17 protein-coding genes are annotated in these 23,721 nt (G+C 40.7%); 3 read left to right on the forward strand and 14 right to left on the reverse strand.

What is annotated here, in order from left to right; all coding sequences use genetic code 11:
- Positions 1 to 271: 271 nt before the first annotated feature.
- Positions 272 to 1,348 carry an agmatinase family protein gene (locus AC06G9_RS06435; protein ID WP_434438623.1) on the reverse strand — a complete coding sequence of 359 codons (1,077 nt, stop codon included), beginning with the start codon at positions 1,346 to 1,348 and terminating at the stop codon, positions 272 to 274.
- A 148-nt stretch (positions 1,349 to 1,496) separates the two neighbouring features.
- Between AC06G9_RS06435 and AC06G9_RS06440 the strand changes: the two genes are divergently transcribed.
- Positions 1,497 to 1,931, forward strand: a complete 435-nt coding sequence (locus AC06G9_RS06440; protein WP_094773523.1) for an immunity 22 family protein — start codon at positions 1,497 to 1,499, stop codon at positions 1,929 to 1,931.
- Between the two features lie 178 nt (positions 1,932 to 2,109).
- On the opposite strand, the gene AC06G9_RS06445 is transcribed toward AC06G9_RS06440, so the two are convergent.
- From AC06G9_RS06445 to AC06G9_RS06485, 9 genes are all read right to left on the reverse strand, one after another.
- Entirely contained in the window at positions 2,110 to 2,703 is a 594-nt protein-coding gene (locus AC06G9_RS06445; protein WP_480957748.1) for a hypothetical protein, read from the reverse strand.
- A gap of 248 nt (positions 2,704 to 2,951) precedes the next feature.
- Complete coding sequence (locus tag AC06G9_RS06450) at positions 2,952 to 3,215, reverse strand: hypothetical protein (RefSeq protein WP_045756212.1); 264 nt, start codon at positions 3,213 to 3,215, stop codon at positions 2,952 to 2,954.
- A gap of 51 nt (positions 3,216 to 3,266) precedes the next feature.
- Positions 3,267 to 3,710: a hypothetical protein gene (locus tag AC06G9_RS06455; RefSeq protein ID WP_248754329.1), complete on the reverse strand. Its 444-nt coding sequence runs from the start codon at positions 3,708 to 3,710 to the stop codon at positions 3,267 to 3,269.
- 130 nt (positions 3,711 to 3,840) lie between these two features.
- Positions 3,841 to 4,341, reverse strand: coding sequence for a hypothetical protein (locus AC06G9_RS06460; protein WP_248754328.1), 501 nt, complete (start codon positions 4,339 to 4,341; stop codon positions 3,841 to 3,843).
- Between the two features lie 106 nt (positions 4,342 to 4,447).
- Entirely contained in the window at positions 4,448 to 4,960 is a 513-nt protein-coding gene (locus tag AC06G9_RS06465; RefSeq protein ID WP_248754327.1) for a hypothetical protein, read from the reverse strand.
- A gap of 269 nt (positions 4,961 to 5,229) precedes the next feature.
- A complete protein-coding gene (locus AC06G9_RS06470) occupies positions 5,230 to 5,979 on the reverse strand; it encodes a LuxR C-terminal-related transcriptional regulator (protein WP_480957749.1) in 750 nt (249 codons plus the stop codon).
- Between the two features lie 160 nt (positions 5,980 to 6,139).
- Positions 6,140 to 6,319 (reverse strand): HU family DNA-binding protein, encoded by a 180-nt coding sequence (locus AC06G9_RS06475; RefSeq protein WP_045756216.1) that lies wholly within the window; start codon positions 6,317 to 6,319, stop codon positions 6,140 to 6,142.
- Positions 6,320 to 6,803: 484 nt separating this feature from the next.
- Positions 6,804 to 7,232: a GNAT family N-acetyltransferase gene (locus tag AC06G9_RS06480; protein WP_480957750.1), complete on the reverse strand. Its 429-nt coding sequence runs from the start codon at positions 7,230 to 7,232 to the stop codon at positions 6,804 to 6,806.
- Between the two features lie 147 nt (positions 7,233 to 7,379).
- Complete coding sequence (locus AC06G9_RS06485; protein ID WP_480957751.1) at positions 7,380 to 11,558, reverse strand: two-component regulator propeller domain-containing protein; 4,179 nt, start codon at positions 11,556 to 11,558, stop codon at positions 7,380 to 7,382.
- A 160-nt stretch (positions 11,559 to 11,718) separates the two neighbouring features.
- On the opposite strand from AC06G9_RS06485, the gene AC06G9_RS06490 reads away from it, so the two are divergent.
- A complete protein-coding gene (locus AC06G9_RS06490) occupies positions 11,719 to 14,313 on the forward strand; it encodes a glycosyl hydrolase 115 family protein (protein ID WP_480957752.1) in 2,595 nt (864 codons plus the stop codon).
- Between the two features lie 495 nt (positions 14,314 to 14,808).
- On the opposite strand, the gene AC06G9_RS06495 is transcribed toward AC06G9_RS06490, so the two are convergent.
- The 4 genes from AC06G9_RS06495 to AC06G9_RS06510 form a co-directional block, all read right to left on the reverse strand.
- Positions 14,809 to 16,128, reverse strand: coding sequence for a glycan-binding surface protein (locus AC06G9_RS06495; protein ID WP_480957753.1), 1,320 nt, complete (start codon positions 16,126 to 16,128; stop codon positions 14,809 to 14,811).
- Positions 16,129 to 16,134: 6 nt separating this feature from the next.
- The gene (locus AC06G9_RS06500; RefSeq protein ID WP_434438612.1) at positions 16,135 to 17,901 is read right to left on the reverse strand and encodes a RagB/SusD family nutrient uptake outer membrane protein; all 1,767 of its coding nucleotides are present in this window, start codon (positions 17,899 to 17,901) and stop codon (positions 16,135 to 16,137) included.
- A gap of 10 nt (positions 17,902 to 17,911) precedes the next feature.
- Positions 17,912 to 21,091, reverse strand: coding sequence for a SusC/RagA family TonB-linked outer membrane protein (locus AC06G9_RS06505; RefSeq protein WP_293925364.1), 3,180 nt, complete (start codon positions 21,089 to 21,091; stop codon positions 17,912 to 17,914).
- Positions 21,092 to 21,159: 68 nt separating this feature from the next.
- Positions 21,160 to 21,303 (reverse strand): hypothetical protein, encoded by a 144-nt coding sequence (locus AC06G9_RS06510; protein ID WP_293925365.1) that lies wholly within the window; start codon positions 21,301 to 21,303, stop codon positions 21,160 to 21,162.
- A 927-nt stretch (positions 21,304 to 22,230) separates the two neighbouring features.
- Here AC06G9_RS06510 and AC06G9_RS06515 point away from each other — a divergent pair.
- Positions 22,231 to 23,586 (forward strand): glycoside hydrolase family 43 protein, encoded by a 1,356-nt coding sequence (locus AC06G9_RS06515; RefSeq protein ID WP_480957754.1) that lies wholly within the window; start codon positions 22,231 to 22,233, stop codon positions 23,584 to 23,586.
- Positions 23,587 to 23,721: the final 135 nt, after the last annotated feature.

Below are 23,721 nucleotides of genomic sequence, written 5' to 3' on the forward strand. Positions count from 1 at the left end.
TTTAATTTACAAATTTATTTTGTTCTATCGTTAAAGGATATTCAATTCAGTCCATGATAATCTTCTCGATCCCTATCTTAAGAGCAGTACACTTAAGCCTAGATGGCTTAAACATAGAGGATATCATATGATGTTGTATTAAAACAACAAAGCCGATCGAAAGATTGGCTTTGTTTGTCATTTTACCTGCTGTGTTGTGTATCAGGATTTTAATATTTTACCCATATGGGGGTAGGGGCAATCTGATTTTGATATCTAGTCTTTAATGCTGTTATAAAACAATTTTAGTTCCTGTAGCCAATTTATTGTTTTTTGCAAATACACCACATAAATGGAATAACAATCGGGCACCTACATTACCATCCCAATCATCTTCTCCTGGTGCAACTTCGACCAAATCAATACCAACGATATTTTTATCGCTATTGGCCAATTTGCTCAACAAATAAGTTGCTTGCTCATAGGATAATCCGCCCGGTACAGGAGTTCCTGTATTTGGACAGTACCAGCGTTGTAAAGCATCGATGTCAAAGCTGACCGCTACATCTTGAGGTAGCTGCGCTAAGATTTCATCACACTGATCTTTCCATGTCTTTCCTTCAAAACTGTTCGTTTTTAAATCGGTATCGGTATATACTTTAACTTTATTCGAACTTTTTACAGCTTCCAATTCACCTTCACTGAAATCACGAATACCAACTTGAACGATTTTTTCGATCTGAGGAAGCTGAATAGCATTGAACATAATAGAAGCATGGGAGTATGTGAAACCTTCGTATGCATCGCGTAAATCCATATGCGCATCAAAATGTAATATGCCAAATGAATCGTGGTTTGCAGCTAAAGCCTGATAATATCCTAATGGGGTCGAATGATCACCACCTAAAAGAATCACCTTCTTGCCTTTATTCATCCAATATAAAGCACGTTCTTTTACTTCGTCATTGAATTGCTGTGAGGCTTTGTTAATCTCTTCTAAGTTATTTTTTAATTCGGGGATGCTATCGATATCCTCACCATTTTCTAAAGCCTCTATAATCGGTTGGGCTAGATTTTTATATTTTTCACTGTTTTCTAACCAGTGCTCAGGAGCCTCGTCCATGAAAATTCCTAATTTCCATAAATCCGGAAATTCTTGATGCAATAAATCTACTTGAAAAGAAGCATTTAAAATAGCATCAGGACCATTGCTAGCGCCACTACCGTAGCTGACGGTCACTTCCCAAGGTGCCGGTATGACGATAATATCACTTTCTTCTGCTGTAAAAGGAAGTCCATATATGCTTGAATCTGGTAAGCCAGGTTGTGATGGATCGAAATTTTCAATTTTTGTTTGCTTTGTCGACATGTTATGAATCACTAGTTGAACTGCAAATATAAAAAACTTAACTGCGTTAAAAAAAGATATGTTGACCGAGTATGTTGGCAGTAAATGAAAAAGAAAGGTTCAGTAATTTAGGGTACCTTTGCGGTCTACTAAAAGTATAAGAAATAAAATGGCAGAACAACGTATCCATATCTGGGCAGGAACATCAACTAAAACAGAAGATCAATTTTACAAATATTTTGATCAAAGCAAGTTTATTAAAGATTATCATCGATTTAAAACGGATGAAACTTATGCTAGAAATGCTCCTGACTTTAACCTGAGATCCCAGTTCAGTAAAGCAATTGACAAGCAGTACGATTACGATGTCGATTGGATCACCGTTTACTACAGTCGCAAAAAAATGAGCGTTCAGGCAGCCATTGAAGAACTACCGATATGGAATGACCAAACAGAAGTGGAGATTTATCAAGCATGCGTGGATAAAGGAATATCAACGGTAAATGCGATATTATGTTATGCCGATGCAGAACTTATCATAGACAAACCGCTCGGTAATTATAACGATATGATCTATATTGGAAGTTTCAACGTACCTGCATAATACATACCATAATCAGGATCAAAATAATGATGTATTGTATCTGTTTTGAATTCTGGTAGCCATCAACAAAAAAGCTAATCATAGGATTAGCTTTTTTTGACTTTCTATTTTCGGTGAAAGCAAGATAATTCCTGCAGATGATGATGCTTTTTCAAGATCATATTTTCAAAACTTCAATCTAATCATCAATATTCATAAATTTTTCTAGTTCTTGAATAGACTCAAAACGATCTAAAAAACCTTGGAAATAAGTAGACCACTCATCATTCATGCCTGGATCCTCCTTACTTTCCTCTGTATTTGTAACTTGTCGAATTAATCTGCATTTTAACATATCAGGTGCGGCATAGGACATCATATGGGTCTGGGTTTCTGACCATACTCCTCCTTTATTCATCCATGTGTAACTGAGGTTATTGCCTACAATCATCGTCATTTCTTTAAGAAAGTCATACTTCTCAATTTTCTTGTTATCAACATTGTAATTGTATCGGGTAGCAGTACCGTTGGATATCCTTACAATAACGGCTAATTTACTGTCTTTGCTATTTTTTAGCACTCCAGCCCAAATTCCTTCGTAAGAATTAGGAGTGGCAACATGTTGTCCTCTTGCAGTTAAGAAAAAGACAGCGCAGATGAGCACAAGTAACCATCTACAATAGTTGGGAGTTTTGTAAATGGCGTTGGAATATAACCGTAATTTCTTCCTTTTTAAAAAAATACGGTGAAATCTGTTTTCAGAAATCAAGTCAGTTGAAATTGCTGTTTTCATAGGTAATCAAGTTTAATTGTACAATGAATAGGTCCTGAATTATAAATCCTCTTTGTCCGAATCTCATTTGTTTGGCTAACTGTTTTATTTGAGATTCCTATTTTTTACTCCTACACTCATAAAATTAAGGAGAAAGAACAACAGAAAAAATACTCCAATAGGAGTATATTACATCGAAATATAGGATGAATGGCTGTTGAAGACTACCTCTGAATGGGAATAAAAAATGCTCTTTGTAGCCTGATTACTCAAAAAGAAAAAGGCCTTAAATCTTCCGTATCCCGAGCTATAGGTACTCCATCGGGATCTAGAATCATCGATTCCTGAATAGCGGTTTTGTGTAGGGTAGCTCCGCTTGCAATCACTTTATATCCATTTTCATACTCAGTGAAATAGCCGCAAGGAAAAGCGTAATAGCCATTCGGTAGAAGAACCCGTGATTCATGTTGGAATCCCCAAGCGATTACTTTTTGATATAGGATATAGTGTTTAAAAGCTTCATCGTAAGTCATATGATTGATTTTTATGCACGCTGTATTATAAAATTTATTTGTCGTCCAACGTTAATTGCCAAATAATGATTTCCCTCTAAAATCCAGTGTTTGAAGTGTGACATCACTACCACTAAAATTTGCCATTCGTGTTAATTTTTCTCGCATTTCAGTACTGTAATCTGATAAATATAAAGTGATACTAGGCGCAGAATAACTTTCATCATTTGTATTTAATGTCACATAACCTTTTTCTTTGTCTGTTAGACCTAACATTGTTTTCTTAATGTCGGACCAATACATTTTAACTTCATATTTGTCACCGTCATTTCGGGTTTCTGCCCGAATAAAACTATCGGTCATTTCCACCGTGAAATCCTCGCTGCTATAACCGCTAGGATTAACCATCGTAATATATTTCTTATGCTTATTTAGCCATTTTAGTGTTTCTTGTTTATTTTGAGCACTTACGCTTAAAAGCATAATAGAAAATAAGAATGTGAATACGTATTTCATAATTTTTAGTTTATAAGGTTTAATTTTTTATTGCCCGTTTCTTTTAAGTCGTTAACGAATGGAGTGCCATATTTTAAAAAGATCAATCTTTATCTCCTCATCTGTAGTACTGGATTCTTATTTCGGTTTATTATCGTGGAGAAGTATATACCGAGCAGTTTGGCAATTTTTCCTCTATTTTGATAATCTTTTCCAAGATAGCATCTCTGTCCGAATCGTCGTCTTCATCGTTCGGGGACACATAAAGCTCCTTTAATTTATTGAGGTTAGTTAACGCATCTACATCTTCCAATCGGATTTTCGTCTTCCAGACATCCAGGTACTCCAGATCGGTTAGTTTATTGATATCTGGCAAGCAGGCTTTGGTAATTCCTGCATGCTTCATCAGCGTTAGGGTTTTCAGTTGTTTAAAATCACTTATGAATTTAATCCCAACATCCGTAACCTTTGTTTCTTTTAAATAAATATGATGAACAATGGAAACTTTTGCGGCAATCATACCGATGTATTCATCATCAACATCCATATCGTCAATCGCGGTAAAACCAGGCAACTCGAGAGGGATATGTTTGGAATCCGTGATGTGTCTAAAGTGCCACCAAAAATGTTTTTCTGCTCCTTTGAGTTTCATATCACCTTTTTATTGTTTTTAATTTATTTGACCAAAATGAATAGCTCGAGAATAAATGGTGATTGCAGGAGGTCACTAAGATAAAGTCTCATAGCGTAAACTCGACTTAAGATACCTCTACAAGTTCTTGAAATAATTCCTCTAACGTATCATAAATCTCATAACCATCATCTCCTTTCATCATGATATACATGACCACCATATCTGATTGGTCTCGACTGGTTTTACCACCTTGAACACTCGTTATATCTACACTATTATCGTCGAGTGTGAGTGCAAATAAGAATGCTTTGTTGCCCCGTTTTTTATCAAGCTCATCGTTCAAGCTTATTTTTTCAATCTTTGACGGATCAAAAGAATAGGTAAGAGTTAGATTCTCATAACCACTTCCCCACGATGTCACACTGGTAAATGAAACCCATCCTTTCTTACTGGAATGTGCTGCAAAATTCATGTAAGTATGAGTAATGTGCGTAGGACTGTTTTCGCTGGTCATTATGCGAACGTTTTTTACATTTTGAAGCAGGTCATTGATGTTTTTAATGACCTCTGATTTGCTTTGCGCAAAAAGGTTGAAGGAGCATATAACCAATAGGAATGCCAATACTTTAGATTTCATAATGTTTAGATTTATTGATCTCAGATGTAATTACTTATGTTAATCAATCCTAATTGTCAAACTGAATAAGTTCGTTGATGTAGTATCACTTTTCAGATCTAACTTGAAGCGGATATTTGTTTTCTCTAGGTAAATTAAAACAAAATTAAAAACAAAGTATAATGGATAAAATACCCCAAAAGGAGTATTTTTATTGGGCAATAAGAATAGCGTGTTATCATAATTTATTATAAGGGATTATTTCTATAGCTAATATCGATTTAACGATATTAAATCAATCCCTGCAGTGTGCATTGGTTGATGAGTTGCGTAATGTTTTTGCAATCTGTTTTTTCAAGAATATTTTGACGGTGTTTTTTAACCGTAATGGTCGCGATAAATAATTTTTCTGCTATTTCGCTGTTGCTCAACCCTTCGGCGATAAGTTTCAATATTTGTATTTCTCTTTTTGAAAAAGAAGGTAAAGCTTTTTCCGGAAGGCTCATATTTAGGAAAGAGGGTTCTCCATTGAGACCAATAAGAGATATCTTTCGTGTATTTAAGCTGCTCAGATGATCAATTCGCGTATGGATGTTAAGCGATTTACCCGATCTTCCATCTGTATCGATGCTGAGCATGATTGCTTGATGATTTAATAAAACATATTCCCCATTTTTCATTCTGCTTCTGAAGCTATAATTCATTTTGTAACTGAGCAGTTTTTCTGTTGCAATCCGTTCACGAAAAAATCTATTAATAAAGGATTCCGCATTTGCTACAAAATCAACATCATCCGGATGAATGGTAAGCAATATATCATTGAACGTGACTACCGCCGGATCAAGACCATGAATCCCTTCAATATCACCGTTTACGTGTGATAAAGACATATCATAAAAATCTATCACATAATAATAAAAAGGTCCTGTACTGATTACAGCATTGGTGAGATTGTCAAAACCAATCATAGGGTAATCGGTGTTTTGATGCGCTCTGGTTTCCAGCCAAATGTTATGCAGTTTTTGTAGATCGGTAGTCATGGCTTGCGGTTCAATGGTTTTGTAGTATAAATTAAAAGAATAAATTTCATTTTTCAATACGCTTTTGAGAAAAAACTGGATCAAAGAAATATTGCCTGTCGAAGTAGCTTAACTTTGGCGATCGGTTCTCGCACAAAGCAGATCTAAAAAAGGACAGGTGTTATTTACTTTTGAATACACCCATCAACTTGTATAGCATATCGAATATATTTCGAATACCTTTTCTGTTGGCTAATTCTTCTTGCATAACTACTTCTAGTGCGTCCAATACTTTTTTACAATCGGCAATAGTGACTTGGGACAATTCTGATACTTTTTCTAGTGTTTCTTTTTTGTTCATTTTGTATTGATCTTAGTGACCTTACAAAATTATCGATCTCATAAACGTATTTTTGAAATACGAGACAGAACACTGGTTTTCTGCGATGAAAACCGATTCTTTTACTTGTAATTATCTTGAAATTGTAGAAATAGACGAAAACAAGCTTTTTTCATCTGTTAGAGTGGGGACGGCAATTTCCACATATGATCGTCGAGCTATCTGGGATCGAACACGGTCAACCTTTCTTTCGAATGCTATTGTCTTTAAACAAAAATACGGACCTTGTGAGTCACTTTTCTGATGATCCAAATAGGAGGCTAATATCAACTCTTAATTCGTGGTCACGAACGATCTGATATTTTGTTTGATCGCCGCATGTAGTTATTGAATGGGATCGGATGATAAGGCTCAATATTTAAGTGTGACATTTTTTTAGACTTTAATTGATATTATTTGAAATTTTATTTGGTAAAAAAACAAGGTAAAATTTCATTTATTTTTTTTAAAGTGTTAATTCATATTCCATGTCGTTGTCTTCTAAATCTACGACTTTTATAAATTTAAGACGTTCAAGTAACTTGATTGCTTTGAGATTTTCTTTTGATGTAATGGCCCAAATACGTGTTAAGCCTATTTCTTTTAGTCCAAAATCAATTGCCAGCTGCATTGCGTTTGTCATAAAACCTTGTCCGCAAGTTCCTACAATTTTATTAGTTACATGATCTATAATACCCCAATGTATGGAATTTCCCTGTCGAATATCCTCATCAATTCTTTCTTGCATAACTACCGCCATTTCAAATGTTGTTGCCTGAATGCCATCATAAAACGAAATATCCACAATGTGTTTAACGTCAGTTGGCATAATCTGGCGTAACGATATTTTGTCGTCTTTTATAATGGGGTAACTGTGATACGGAAGTACTTTCATTTTAGTGTTTTAGAATAACAGTCCTTTTTTTTAGCTTATTCAATGATTTTTTATATCTGCTTTGGAGAGGCTATGAACTGCTAATCATTGCTCTTTCCAGTACCGATATTTAATATTTATTTTAAGATCTGGTGTTTTTACAGCCTTTCAATTTTCCTTGTAGCGATGGCGCTCGATATAATCTGTCGGACTGAGCCCATACATCTTCTTGAATAAGGTCGTGAAATGCGTCTGATTTGTAAAACCAAGGGCATAGGCTACCTGAGATATATTCATTTTTTTCTCCAACAACAGCTTTTCAGCTTGCTGTAATCTGATATTACGAATAAACTCGCCGGTAGAAATACCAGTCAGTGACTTCACCTTACGATGAAGTTGTACACGGCTCAGCCCCACTTCGTCCGCAAGAAACTGCACATTGAAGTCCGAGTTATCCAGATATTGGTTGACCGTTTTGAGTATACGTTCCATCAGCTGCTCATCGCTGGATTTGAAGCTGATCGTTTTTATTTTGCCTTCCTGCTGCTGGGCGCCCGAGAACTTTCCCTTTACTTTCATGCGATTTTTGATAAGATTGCGCACAACAAGGTGAAGTTCATCGACCATAAAGGGCTTCGTCAGATAAGCATCTGCTCCTAGTCCAATACCCGCCAAGCGGTCTTCCTGATTAGTTTTTGCCGTCAGTAGGATCACTGGGATATGGTTGGTTGTGCTATTATCTTTGATTTTTTTGAGCAAAGTATAGCCGTCCATGCACGGCATCGCGACGTCGGAGATAACGAGGTCGGGCTGCTCGGCAAGGGCGAGCTGAAACCCGTCGCCACCATGTTCGGCAATAAGTACTTGATAAGCCGAAGAGAGTTCGTGATGTAGAAACTTCAGGATGTCCCGGTCGTCATCTATAATGAGAATCTTATAGTCTTTTTTTGGATTGTCAGTTTTCCTAGATAGCACATCAGCAGAAATGCTTTTAAACGATTCTTCAGACCGAAGGGCACCAATTGGTCCACATATCTCGATGTCTTCCTTTTGCAGGTGTTTAGTGCCCATCGGAAGACTGATCACAAAACGGCTACCGTTGTTGTCTCTTCTGTTTTCGGCATGTATCGTTCCACCATGCAGTTCGACCAGCACCTTGGTCAGATGTAAACCGATGCCCGAACCTTGTCTTTGGTAGTTTGTACCGGCGGAGGACTGGTAGTACCGTTTGAACACATGTCGGATATCACTTTTGGCAATACCGGTACCAGTATCGCTCACAACAAGTTCCAATATTTTACGTTCCTTTTCCAGTTGCTGAACAGCCAGCGAAATTTCAATCTGCCCGCCATTAGGTGTAAATTTAAAAGCATTGGAGACAATATTGTGCATGATTTTTTCAAAGCTGTTCACATCTACCCAGAGAGGGATATCGCTGGAATCGCTGTGCACCAAAAGCTGGATCTGATTGTCCAGAGCCTGATCCCCAAATACGCTGATCACCTGCTTGATATAATCCACCGCATTGACACGGGCAAACTTGAGGTTCAGGTGTCCACTTTCCAGCTTTCGGATATCGAGCAGCTGGTTGACCAGATCAAGGATTCGCTGCGCATTGCGATTCATATTTTGCAGCGTGGATCTGGTCTGCGGATCAGCGGCATTTTTCATGAGCTTGTTGATCGGGCTCATCACAAGGGTAAGGGGCGAGCGGATCTCATGCGACACATCGGTAAACAGCTGTAGCCGTAAGGCCTGCAGGCGCTCCAGCCGCCGCTCGTGCAGGTATTTCATAATGAGGAATAAGAGGCCGGCCGCTAATATGAAGTATACGAAATAGGCCGTAGTACTCAAATACCAGGGCGGGAAAATATGTAGCGTCACCAAGAGACTTGGTGAATAAACACCAAGTTTGCAGGCGCGTATTTCGAGCTCATGCTCGCCAGGGGATAGGTTGTTGTAGGTGATCAGATTGACACCTGGCAACGTAGCATTCCAGCTTTTGTTAATTCCCTTGATGCGGTATTCGTAGCGGACATTTTCGGGACTGTTGAAGTCCATCGTGGACAGTTCAAAAGTAAAGCTGTCGTCATTGCTATGGAAAAAGAACTCATTGGCGGCGATAAGATCGTTATGATAGATGACCCTTCCGCTGGGGGCCATACCGGGCTTAATCGGCTGATTTTTGACATACAGATTGGTGATCATCACGGGGTGGGAGTATGTATGCAACTGTATTTTTTCGGGAAAAAATGATGTAATTCCTTGCCTTCCTCCATAGTATACTTTTCCTTGCGTATCCTGAAAGTGTACACCACGGTTGTAGGATCTATCAACCAATCCGTCCCCAGTATAGTAGTTGACAATTTTTTCGGTCTTGGGATTCAGGCAATTGATACCTTTGAAGGTGCTGCACCAAATGTTCCCTTGCTGATCCCAACCTAAGCCAGCTATAACATTGCTGGACAGGCCGTTATTGGTAGTGTAAATGTTGATCGATCCTGATTTTTTGTTGATCTGATATAGGCCGTTATAGGTACCTGCCCAGATATTGCCTGATCCGTCCTCTAATAAGGAGAGCGTAATCTGTTCGGATAGCCTATTAGCTGTGTATTGCCCAGGGAAGCTATTGTCGTCTGGGTCATAACAGCTCAGACCTTTATGGTGCCCCAGCCAGATGAGACCATCCTTATCGCACAAAACAGTTGAAATCCAATCGTTAGCTAATGTACCTTTTTTTGAATTGCTAATATTCATGCTATAATTATGCGAGACTTTGGTCTCGAGATCATATTCAACAAAACCAGAACCGAAAGTAGCGATGTAGACCTTGTTGTTTTTGCCGAAGGCAAATGATTTTACTTGTCTTTTTTGGCAGATATTCAGATATGTGGACCGCCCTGTGCTGGGGTCAATCTGCCCCAATCCATTGTCATAAGAGCTGAACCAGATTGTTCCGTCCGCCGCAGTTTCCAGTTTATTGATATCCTGCACTGCATTTATTTGCTGGTGTGAGATGCCCTGAGGGTCAGTTTTAAATACGCCTTCGTTCTCCACGCCATACCAAATATTTCCTTGCTGGTCCCGCGTGATCGCGCTGATCATATTTTGAGCTGCTTTCTCCCGGCTTAGGATACGCCAAAACTCAAACTGCTTGCTCTGTACGGGAATAAAAACCAGGCCCCGCTGAAAGCAGCCGAGCCAGAGATTATTTTCTCGGTCCTGCAGCAACGTGCGTATCCGTCCATTTCGGTAATCATTGTCCAGATTAGGCAGCTCAGCATGTGCCGCAATCAGCGGAGTTTTTTCCAGATCCAGATACCAGAGGCCATCCCCCTCGGTCGTGATCAGCAGATGATTTTTGCTTGCTTTGGAAAGCTGGATCTCCGTAACAGTAGACCGGAGCTTTTCCTTGAATTCTACAGCTTCGAATGTATTTTTTTGCGGATCATGTCGGCCGATCTTCGACGGCGATGCGAATACCAGTTTACCGTCAGCCTGCTGTATGATGTCGTAATTGCCGCCTTTAGGCATGGGGAGTAGGTCGGAAATAACACGCTTCACCTGCTTCTGGTCGGTAGAAACCTGAGAGACGCCCACGCGGTCAATGGCCACCCAGATGACATTGTCGCGGTCTTCAAAGATGCTGCGGGCAAACATACCACCCACCAGTGCATTGAGGCGTGGCAATGATACGGCCTGTTTGCGGTTTACTTGGATAGCGAAGATTCCCCAACCTGATGTGGCTACCCAGATCTGACCGTCTTTTTTATGAATGATATCCGTAATGTGGGGCGCGATCTGATCTGGAAAATTGATGCGTACAAATTTGTCGCTGTTTTCATCATAATACTGTAAGCCGTTGTTGCAGCCTACCCAGAGCTTTTTATCACGGTCCAGATAAAGGATGATGATATTGTTGCTGGATACCGAAGTACTGTCTTGCACATCATGAAGATATTGTACAAAACGAGTTCCGTCAAATTTGTTAAGCCCGTACTCGGTGCCTGTCCAGATGTAGCCGTGTTTGTCCTGACTGATACTGTTGGTCAGATTGGAAGAGAGTTCACCAAAGCCATAATCCCTATTGTCATAGATGCGCGTCGCTTGTCCGTGTGCATAGAGTACAAAAGCAAATAATAATATGACTGTCGAAAAAAAATCCCTCCGCATTGGTTTTATTGGTTTATTCTGTTGAAGATACATATTATCGCGCAATCCTGAAAAGAAAAAGGAAGGCTTCGGTAATGAAATCGCTGCTTTTAGCGGTTGTGAAACAAATTGAAATAAATATGAAACATCACCGATTAGTGCCGTAACAAAGCCCAAAAGGAATGTAACATACATATATGCTGCTACCTGTAAGGATGACTAATTTTAAATTCTTGAAATGTGGTAATATCATTGGTCCGTTAATGTTACTGTAACACGATTGGCAGGGCTGCTGTATGGTACTGAATTCAGGTGAGCTAAAATACCAATTCTAAATATTGTAAATAAGATTATCATGTTATTTTTGAATAAAACTGACTGGTCTGCTTTTAGGATCTGTGCAAGCTTTTTGATCGGTCGCGGTCATCGTAACATCCTATTGGTCGCAGTGCTGATCTACTGTTTTTCGGAGACTGCTCACGCTATGCTGCGCAGCACAGCTGATACTGCCGCTACAGGCTTTGTGGTGCAGACCGCACGGCCCGGTTATCTTTCCCTGGTTAAGGATGGTGTGCCGCTACCCATGCTTGTCGATCCACAGGATCACAGGGGGGTACTGCGTGCTTTCGATAATCTAAAAAAAGATTTTGTGCGGGTCACGGGCAACAGCTCCCATCAAAAGGGGAGCGGTCAGTCTAAAATAATTATCGGCACCTACGGCCGCTCGGCTCTGATCGACAGTCTCGTGCGTAAAGGCCTTCTGGACAGCAAAGAGCTGGCCGGGAAGCGTGAAAAGTTTGTGATGACAGTGGTCAAACAGCCGCTTCAGGGAGTTGAATCGGCTCTGGTCATCGCCGGTAGCGACAAACGTGGCACGATCTACGGAATTTATGAACTTTCGGCCCAGATTGGCGTATCACCTTGGTATTATTGGGCAGATGTACCCGTGCGGAAAGCGTCGCAGCTATATGTTAAGCCTGGAGTCTACACGCAGGGGGAGCCAAAGGTCAGATACCGCGGCATTTTTCTGAACGATGAAGCGCCGGCATTGAGTGGTTGGTCCAAGGCAACATTCGGCGGATTTAATGCGGATTTCTATGAAAAGGTATTCGAACTGCTGCTGCGTCTTAAGGCCAATTACCTTTGGCCAGCGATGTGGGGGAGCGCATTTTATGATGATGACCCTAAAAACGGGCCGCTGGCTGACGAAATGGGTATCGTGATGGGTACTTCGCACCACGAGCCGATGGCGAGGGCACAAGCGGAATGGAAACGCTACGGAAAAGGTGGCAGCTGGGACTATGCTAAAAATAAAGCCGGACTGCAGGATTTCTGGCGTGGCGGTATGGATCGAGCGCGAACCTGGGAGTCTATCATTACCATAGCCATGCGCGGTGACGGTGACGAACCCATGAGCGAAAAGGAGAATGTAGGACTACTGGAACAGATTGTCAGGGATCAGCGCCGTCTGATCGCCTCCGTTACAGGCCGACCTGCTGCCGAAACGCCACAGCTCTGGGCCCTTTATAAAGAAGTACAGGACTATTACGATAAAGGTATGCGGGTGCCAGAGGATGTGACGCTGCTGCTCTGTGATGACAATTGGGGTAATGTCCGAAAGTTGCCAGAACTGGAAGCCAAACCCCGAAAGGGCGGTTATGGGATGTATTACCACTTTGACTATGTGGGTGCCCCCCGCAATGCTAAATGGATCAATGTGTCCCAGATCCAGCGTGTATGGGAACAGATGAATCTAACCTACCGACATGGAGTAGACCGCATCTGGATCGTTAATGTCGGTGACCTCAAGCCGATGGAGTTTCCCATTTCATTTTTTTTAGACATGGCCTGGGATCCAGACAGGTTTAACGCAGGCAACCTTATGGCTTATACGTACGACTGGTGCCGGCAGCAGTTTGGTGAAGCCTATGCGGCGGAAGCCGCCGGAATGATCAACCGTTATGCCAAATACAACCATCGGGTTACACCCGAACTACTGAATGATAAGACGTTTAGCCTGATACATTATAACGAATTGGACAGCGTAGTCAACGACTATAAGACGCTAGCCATGGAAGCCTCGCGTCTCCATTACCTGCTACCGGATTCCTTGAAAGATGCATTCGACCAGCTCGTGGCTTTTCCAATCAATGCTTGCGCCAACTTGTATGAGATGTACCATGCCAAAGCCATGAACGACTACTGTTATGAGCGGAATCATCGCAGGGCAAATGACTGGGCCGACAGGGTAAAGGCCTGCTTTCGGCGTGATTCGCTTTTTACCGAACACTACAACCATAGCATCGCCAAAGGCAAATGGGTACATATGATGGATCAAGTACGCATCGGCTATAGCAGCTGGAATGAACCGGCGAAGGCAATCATGCCCAACGTTCGCTATTTATCTGAGCCCGTCGCTGCTCCTGCAGCCAAGGTGTTTATGGAGACGGATGGTTACATAGCCATGGAGGCAGCGAGCTATAGCGCAGCAAGCAGTGCTCCCGGGGTGGAGTGGACGGAGATCCCAGATTTGGGAAAGACGGTATCGGCTATGACAACATTACCACCCACGGTCAGCCTGGGAAACAATACTGCCCTAGAGTACAAAATCCGTGTGAAAGAAAAGCGGCAGGCAAAGGTCATCGCATTATTTTCGCCCACGCTCAATTTTAATGGAAACAGAGGATTGCGCTACGCAATTTCCATTGACGGAGGGCCCGAAACGCTGGTCAACTTTAATGGACATTACAAGGGCGAGCTGGGGCAGTGGCAGGCACGCCGCATCATCGAAAGTGTTTCGTTGCACAACTTGCTACCGGGAGACCATACCCTCAAAATCCGCTTTTTGGATCAGGGTATCGTGCTGCAGCGCTTACTCATAGACCTGGGAGGACTGAAACCCTCTTACCTCGGTCCCAGGGAGAGCGCAGCGTTAAACAGCCGCCATTAGCGCGTCGCCAGTACCTAATTTTTATATATAGATGGCTAATACTCCTGCCCCGTGTCTAACAGTAGACATCGGGGCAGGAATGGGTGTGGCATAACCGAAAATTCGACGATGCACTTGTGAATAACAATATTAATCAACAGCACGTGTTTGCTTCCTACAATAAAGATGTAAGGTAAGATCAGCATTCCACGTGTTGCGGGACTGATCTACGGCAACATTTGTGGATAAACTTGTGCCAGAACAACGCCTATAGCTAGACCTCAGTAATGGGGACAGCAATAGAGCTTATGTCGGAAATACACAGAACAAAGGCTTTCAACTCTCCTTCAATCGAGCTATGATCAACACTGTAAATGGGTGGAAATAAGAGGTAAGGTTTTAAAAGGCTACGAAACATGTTTTACAGATATTTTCTCCCAAAAATAATCCGCCCAGGAATTAGTGATAATTCTGGGCGGAAAGGATTGATAATGGAGGGATGATATGACTGATTTGTTATTCTAAATTTGTTAAGGGAACAAGCCTGAAGTTTGCCAGGTACATTTGGAAATTCTTTACGGCTTGTGGCGTATGGCCATCTTCGTTGAGATCGTAATTAACATAGCCCACTAAAGACTCGAAGCCATTTGTTTGCAGTGATGTCGAATAGTCTTTTAGCGAACTCATGGCTAGAGTTGGAAAGTCGCTAAATTTGAGTGTGATCGTTTTCCACCCATTGTCAAATTTAAACGGATTTAATTCGACACCGCCCGAAACTAATTTTTTCCATTCCCATGCCGTAATATTATAGAGATAGGCATAATTCACGCCACTTCTATTTTTATTCATTTTAAACGGAATAGCACCTGATATCCATGGTGACGGCATATAGAGTTCAAATTGTATCGCAAGATTTTCAATCGAGGTGGTTCCTTTTATATCGCCATTTTTTTCAATCAATGTGTTGAAAGCTTTATAAGCGTAAAATTTAAAGAAGTTACCGCTTATACCATTGTTTGCTGCTACAGGTATATCTGTTTTTGTAGCTGGGATAGCAATCACGTTTTCTGGATTGTGTTGAATGCCTGTTAATGCTGCAATATCTGCTGGATTTGAGTAGATTCTGATCCCGTTATTGCCACCAGCAACCATGGCCTCTTCAGTAAAAGTCTTTAGAAAAATTCCATTCTGGAAAAACATATAAGGAGCTGACGAATATCGTTCATTATCGATATCAATTGTAATACGTCCATATTTTTGTCTATCGATGTTTTCTGGAACAATTACTTGTAAGATTGAATCATTGGCCGATCTTATGGTTCCTTTTGTTGAATCAGGAAAGGTGATGACACTAGCCTCTTTCAGATTTTTCCCATAGATCTCAATAACATCTCCAGCATAGGGCATGGTATAGGATATTCCACTGATCGATGGAATTTTATCTGGATCTCGAAAAATGAATCCCTCAAAACTGGTTTGACCTGTTGCGGTAACAAGCTGGATGGTGTTCAAACGTGTTTGGTCCGCGACGTCACTTCCTGTCGGTATGGTCTCTGGGACGTTGATGATAATGTCAGTGTCGGTCACGTAAATAGGTATAAAAGGTACCTGTGTTCCGTTAAAATAGACGCGCTGTAGCCCAGTAAAACCATTGCCGTGAATACGGATCCAATTATTAAAAAAAATAGAAGATATCTGGGTGGTTTCTGTATTTCTGCTGTGTGACCAGATACCTGTCACCTGTATGCTGCTGCTAGATGAATCTTTTTTGCATGAAAAAAAACTATAACATATCAGCGCTAAGATAAATATATATGTAATTCTCAAATTTCTCATATCAAATTAGTTAAAGTCATAATTTATGGGAGCTGAGGTCAGTTCAGGATCGGTAGTTACATCTGCAGATGGATAGGGCAAACACCAAATATTGGAGGTTGCACCCACTGCATGCACATAAGATCCTGCTGGCAAGTTATGTACCACGGCCTGGGGTTTGTAACCACTCTGGGCGCGAGGAGAGTTTGTCCAGCCTTTGCCTGTCGGATAGAGTAGAGGATCGTACGTATAAGCCCAAGAGGCATAATTGGTAAAAGGGGTTTCCGCATCGCTATCTTTTAGCTTATTGTTTAGAAAGTTGAGGACCCAGTCCATGTCGTAAAAAGATCTTCTTTTAAGATCAGTCCAGTAGATCGTCTCATAAAAAAACTCCAGCCTTCTTTCCGTAAATAAGTTGTCTCGGGTAATAGTGGTTGCAGGTACGAAGTTCTGGATATTTTTGCTGAACGCTCTTTCCCTCACTTTATTAAAGTAAGCTAGCGCGACTGCATCATTAGTCTGTTGTTGTTTTCCGAGGGAAGCCTCAGCGTACATAAGATAGATTTCGGACATCCGTAACATAGGCGATACTAAACCAGTATTGCCTTGAACGGCTGCACCATCGGTGTCTTTACTACTGCCGACGACGAATTTTTTTAGATTGACTTTCGTTTTACCGCTAGGTACAGTCCAGCTTCCAGCGCTTAAGTGAGTTCCTATATAATTGTAATTCTGTCCAGGAACCGCAACACTTCCTCGCATTCTGGCCACTGCACCATCATCAACAAAAGACTTGAGCATATCATAGGAAACAAATATCGTCCCGCCTCCATTCAAGTTGCCTGTTAACTCCCTATTGTAGGCAAGATCATTCAATGGACTCGTATATCCCCATTCAGTAATACCAGGTATAAATTGAATGCCAAATAGTGTTTCCGAATTATTATTGTTTTGAGTTCGCCACAGTTGTTCAAAATCGGGCAACATGGAATAATACCCGCCTTCAACCACTTGTTGACAGAGTTTCTTTACCTGTTCGAAATAGTTATCTGCCAATCCGCTGTTGCTTCCTGCATTGTTCCGGTTTATATAATCGTTTGAGAAATGGTTGCCCATCGCATAATTTGCTGCCATGAGGTATATCCTTGCCAGCATCCCACGCGCACTATCTTTGGTCACTCGCCCTTTTGTATCGGCATCTTTGAGGTATTCGGATGCAAATATCAGGTCGTTAATGGCGTATTGCACCACATCTTCAAAGCGATGTGGTGGTGTCAAGGGATTTAATGTATGGTTTCGGGGATCGTCTATAATGGGTACATCATGCCATAAGTTGGCAAGGTACCAGTAAGCAGCTGCACGCATAAAACGCGCTTCAGCTTCACATGCTTTTGCCTCCGATTCGTTTACACCATTCTCTATCGCTGTCTTCACATAATCATTGATGATGTAATCAGCTTGGGTAATCACAAGGTATAAAGATGCCCAGGAGTTTGCGATATTATTGTAGTTGGCAACTTCAGAGAATAGGGCTGTTGTTATCAATTCACCTGTCACCCCGTCAACATATAAATTACCAGCTCTGGCTTCTGTAATTTCTCGTACTGATGTGTTGGTGGTATACCATGGTCGACAGTATAGAAATGCTGTTGCGCCACGTAAATCTGCTATGTTTTTAAATGATTGTGTTGCCTGCTTCTGTGTTTCTGATGTTACATCAAGGTATTTTTCGCAACTGGAAAAGCCTAATAGAGCAGCGCAGGCTAATGGAATATAATAAAATGCTTTTTTCATGATCAAATCGTTAAAAAGTGATGTCTAAACCTAATGTATATGTACGTGGTGAAGGGACAAAACCGCCGTCAACGCCGTAGCGAAGCATACTTTGACCCGAGCTGGAGCCCACCTCCGGTGTATATCCTTTATACTTTGTGAAGATGAACACATTTTGTAGATTAGAATACACACGGATATTATTGATATTATACCTAGACAGGAATTTGGTTGGAAACCGATAACCAAGTGCAATATTCTGTACTCTCAGGAATGTGCCATCTTCTACAAAGCGGTCACTAAATATGCTATTTTGGGCATCTCTGACGGATATGCGTCCCAATTCTGGATCTGAGCCCGGTAACACGTAAGCATTCCATACGTTCGTGTTTTCTGCATTACCGTCGTGATAACCGATTTTTGCATAATTGGCAACATCTTTTCGGACGTTGCTATAAGTTCTGGGGTTATCCAACGAAGTCCTTAAAATATTAAAGATTTTATGTCCGAAGGAACCATTCAAAAATACAGTGAGATCAAAGTTTTTATAATTGAATGTATTGTTAAACCCAAAGGTGAATTTGGGCAGCGGGCTTCCGATCAATGTCATATCGGCGTCGTTGATGATGCCGTCCTGATTCAGATCTGCATACAGGATATCACCCACATAGGTAGAAGTTGCCAGTCCTTCATTATTGACAATATCACCGATTCTATTTTTAAAAGTCGCAGTGATCACAGTGCTAGTTCCGTCACCATTGTCTTTCAGATAGTCGCCAGCAGTGTTGATGCGGCCAACCTGTTTGTATCCGTAAAATTGCGAAATAGGCTGGCCCTGCATGGTCTGTGTGATGATGTTGGTTCCATTGGAATAATCAATCTGCTGGATTGTCGCTGTAGTAGTATTCATCCGGGTCACCTTATTTCGATTAAGGGTAAATACCAGTCCACTTCGCCAATTGAAATCAGGTTTTTTGATGTTATGTGTATTGAGGGAAAACTCAATTCCTTTGTTTTGTATAGCACCAATATTATAATAAGGAGGAGCAGCAGAACCAGGAGTATTGCCACGGGTACCAGTAAATGAGGGTAACGACAAACGAAGCAGTAGATCATCTGTGATTTTGTTGTAAGCATCAAAAACCAGTTCGACACGTCGTTTTAAAAAACTCAGGTCAAAACCTACATTCCAGGATCTTGTTGTCTCCCATGTGATATTTTCGTTCGGAATATTTGAAGTTGAATAACCGACACCCCAATTGTTGGTGAGGGTATTAGCCAAAATGGCCTGATAAGCAAAAGCGTCTACATTGGCATTTCCTACAGCGCCATAGCTTACTCTAAATTTGAGATCATCAATGGTGTTTTTCAAAGGAGAGAAAAATCTTTCCTGAGATACTCGCCATGCGAGCGCTGCCGAAGGAAAATTTCCCCATCTATGACCTCTTGCGAAATTGTGCGATCCATCTCGCCGAAATGTGGCTGTAAAAAGGTATCGGTCATCATAATTATAGGTACCTCGCGCCAGGAAAGAAACCCGTTTAGTTTCATTGGAATTCCCCGCATTCGAATCATACTCTGCGTCCCCAGCGTCGAGACCAGGGAGCTCGCTTGAGCCATATTGGCGCTCACCCATTAAAAATTCATATCGGGTGGCAATGACTTCATGCCCGAGCATTAATGTTGTTTTGTGCTTTTTACCGAAATCTTTGTTGAAATTAAAAAGGTTTTTGAGTGACCAGAAGGTATTGAAGGATTTCTCATGCCTGGTTTCGGCGTTGGATTTGATCGAAGCGCCAAAAGCATAAGCCGGTAAAAACTGCTGATAGTTATTTGTATTGCCTTCGCCAGTAAGCTCGGATCTAAAATTCATCCATGTCGTGGGTTTAAATTCCAGATAAAAATTTCCTCTTCCTCCAAATTGAGTACGATTACGTTGGTTGAGCTGTGCAATTGCCAAAGGGTTTGAAAATCCCAGATTATTGGCATCGTATTCGGAAGAAGGTCCTCCAAATGTGCCATCGGCGTTGCGAACAGGGATGGATGGTGTTTGAAGCAGGGAGCTTCCTACAACACTCCATGATGAAACTGCCGTAGCTTGCTTGGTGTAATTTCCATTGAGTACAGCTCCCATTTTTAACCAAGGACGTAATTCGGTTTCCTGATTCAACCGGAAAGTGAATCGCTTAAAACCTGACCCGTAGATCATTCCATCTTGATTGAGATAACCAGCCGAAACTGCATAATTGGAGATCGTGTTTCCGCCTCTTACAGCGATATCATAAGTTTGTAGATTCCCCACTCGATAGAGTTCGTCTTGCCAATTTGTTCCCTCGCCTAAGTACTCTGGGTGAGCAAAGTCTGTACGATGGCCATAGCCGAGCACATCGGAGAAAGCATTGTGGTGTACAGCATACTCCCTTAGGTTCATCATTTTTATCTTTTTTGGGAGCTCTTCCAAACCATATTTTGTATTGAAATTGATAATGGGACGAGCATTTTTTCCCTTTTTCATGGTGATAATAATGACACCATTTGCGCCCTGGGCCCCATAAATCGCCGAAGCAGATGCATCTTTAAGCACCTCGATACTCTCGATATCATTTGGGTTTATCCCTGCAAGTGCATTCACGTCGTTATTACCTGTCTGTCCGCTCATAATGACTCCATCGACGACGTAAATAGGTTCATTCGTACTGTTGATCGAGTTTATACCCCGGATTTGAATAGAGCTTCCTCCACCCGGAAGACCTGAGTTGGATGACATTTGCAAACCTGCTATTCGCCCCTGAAAGACCTGATCTATCGTCGTGGGTACCGATTGCTGTATACTCTCTGAGCTGATGGACGAAACAGCACCAGTAAGATCACTTTTTTTCATGGTACCATAACCCACGTTGACGACGACTTCGTCAATTTTCCTCGTGTCCTCTTGTAGAATAATGTCGATCGTCTTACGATTTGAAATCGCTACAGTGATGGATTGATAACCTACACTCGAAAAGCTCAGATTTGCATTTTTTTGTGCTCTTATTGTATAAAATCCATCTTTGTTCGTCTTGGTTACCGTACTGGAATTTTCGATTCCTACTGTGACGCCGATTAATGGCTCGCCTAATGTATTTTTAACGGAGCCCTCTATCTGTGTACTTTGTCCAAATGCATACACACAAGTAGACAGAAAGAGAATGATTAATAGTTGAATTCTCATAATTTAAATAGGTTAGCTTGTTGTTCAGATTTTTCTTTCTGAAAAGAATCTTGTCTTCGATCTAGTTTCTAAACCAAATTATTACTGGTATAAGAAACGACGTTAATTTGTGATGCACCATATTGCAATCGATTGTCAACAGCTGTCAAAAATCGGAATGGTACAGTTCGTCGGAGCATAGGAATTAATATTCCCGCATTTGGATTTTTCATAACTTTATTAGAATTTATAATTGGTTTTAGGACTATTACTTTGACATGTGTCGAGTGCTACAGCCCTTATGATTATAAATGTCGTAATAACATTTTAAAACTGAAATATCTCCTTGTTTCATAAACATTGTTTTTTGTTACATCGCTTTTAACTCACTGTTACACAGGTGTAAAATGTGGTTGGAAATTCCACTTTATAATTTTCGGTGATATGTCCAATCTTGTCTAAGATACCAACAGCGGTAGTAGCATGTCGATTTCAAATCGGTCTTTTAGTAGTTAGTTCAGTGTTAATTAATTTTTTACAGATGTCGGCAGCGGACTCGCTAGCAGAGACGGGAAGGCGCCGAAGCACTTTGCCATAACCAGGGTAGGGTCAGTATTTTATCGGGTCAAAATACCGCGCATTAAAGGGAATAACATGAAGCATTTTTTAATACCCGTTTCTGATAATTTAAACTATGTACCCAATAGGAGACCATTCTTTGGCTATCGTTCAGTTACAAAGGAGTTTCGAAGTCATTTCAAAATGATTCATTTCATATCTTAAAATATGACTTTTATCAGCTATTTAATATATTCAGACATTTTCCAAGGATATTAATTTTTTTAAATATTTATTTTTGGTTTTGCTTCTGTTGAAAATTATTGAGAAAAGCATTAATAAATAAATTAATTTTTGATCAGTATAAACCTGTATTACCGTAAATAACTTAAACACTGAATATGCTACATAGAATAAAAAAAGGAATGCTCATCTTATTATTGTTGTTTATGACGCAAATTGTCCATTCTCAATGGAAATTCCAGCACACGGCGTACTTTTTTATAAACTAAGCCGAATACAGTAGTTCTAACCTAATTGAGCTTATAAAGTATAATAAAATATAAATCTAAAAATATCATTAAAACCAATTGACCAAATAAATGATGCGCTATTTACTCATATTGATTCTGACAGCAACTTTAACAAGGCTATTTGCTCAAAATCCAATTATACAGACTACCTACACCGCCGACCCGGCACCAATGGTTTACAACGATCGACTTTATGTCTATACGACACATGATGAAGATAAATCCACGTGGTTCAATATGAACAATTGGCGCGCTTATTCGACCAATGATATGCTGAACTGGACCGATCATGGTAAAATACTTCCATACACCGATTTTGAATGGGCCAAAGGAGATGCTTGGGCCGCACAATGTGTGGAGAAAAATGGTAAGTTTTACCTTTATGTTCCGGTTATCTCCAAGCTGAACAATCGTGGTGCGATAGGAGTCGCAGTTGGTGATAGTCCTTTGGGACCATTTTATGATCCATTGGGTAAGCCACTCGTGCAAAGTGAATGGGGAGATATTGACCCTACCATTTTTATTGATGAGGACGGGACAGCCCATATGTATTGGGGTAATCCAAAATTGAAGTATGTGCAATTAAACGAAGACATGATATCTTACACAGGACAGATTATTGAGGTACCAATGACAGAGGAAGCGTTTGGAAAAAGAAATGACAATCCGGAACGCCCGACCAAATATGAAGAAGGCCCGTGGTTGTATAAGCGTAAAGAGTTGTATTATTTGTTTTGGCCAGGCGGGCCGCTTCCCGAGTTTATTGGTTATTCCACCAGTAAAAGCGTAAAAGGTCCATGGAAATACGGCGGTATTGTTATGCCTGCAGAAGGTGGATCATTTACTAACCATCCCGGTGTTATTGACTTTCGCGGTAAGACGTATTTCTTTTATCATAATGCGGGCCTCCCGGGTGGAACTGGATTTACGCGTTCGGTATGTGTACAAGAATTAACATTTAATACCGATGGAACTATTCCACAGGTTTCAATGAATGAAGGGATAAAAAAGGCTATCGCAACATTAAATCCGTATGAGTTGACTCAAGCAGAAACCATTGCGTGGTCAAAAGAGGTAAAATCTTATCAAAACAATAAAGTAGGCGTATTTGTAAAAGCCAAAAAAAGTGGAGCTTTTACTGCTGTTAAAAATGTTGATTTTGGTCATGAAGGAGCGGCATCCTTTTTTGCACGGGTAGGAACGACTCATAACAGCGGTGTCGAAATGCAGATTCGATTAGGATCAGAAAATGGTCAGGTTGTGGGTTCTGTTAAAATTCCATTGACTGGAGGCGATGATCGTTGGGCAGCAGTTGACATCTCCTTAGAGAAAAAATTAAAGGGAATACATGATCTTTATTTTGTTTTTCTGGGTAAAGCTCCAGAAGATATCATGTTTTTTGATTGCTGGAAATTTGAGAAATGATGGTGATTTTTATCAATCATTTTTAATGCGGCACTTTTTCTTGAAAAAAAGGCTGTTGAAGAGGATTTGTATAAGTATGTAACATTAGAATCCCTAACATCTTTAAACAGAAAAAGGTCGAACCCATCCCAACAC

The sequence above is a fragment of the Sphingobacterium sp. MAE genome, from assembly GCF_056711605.1.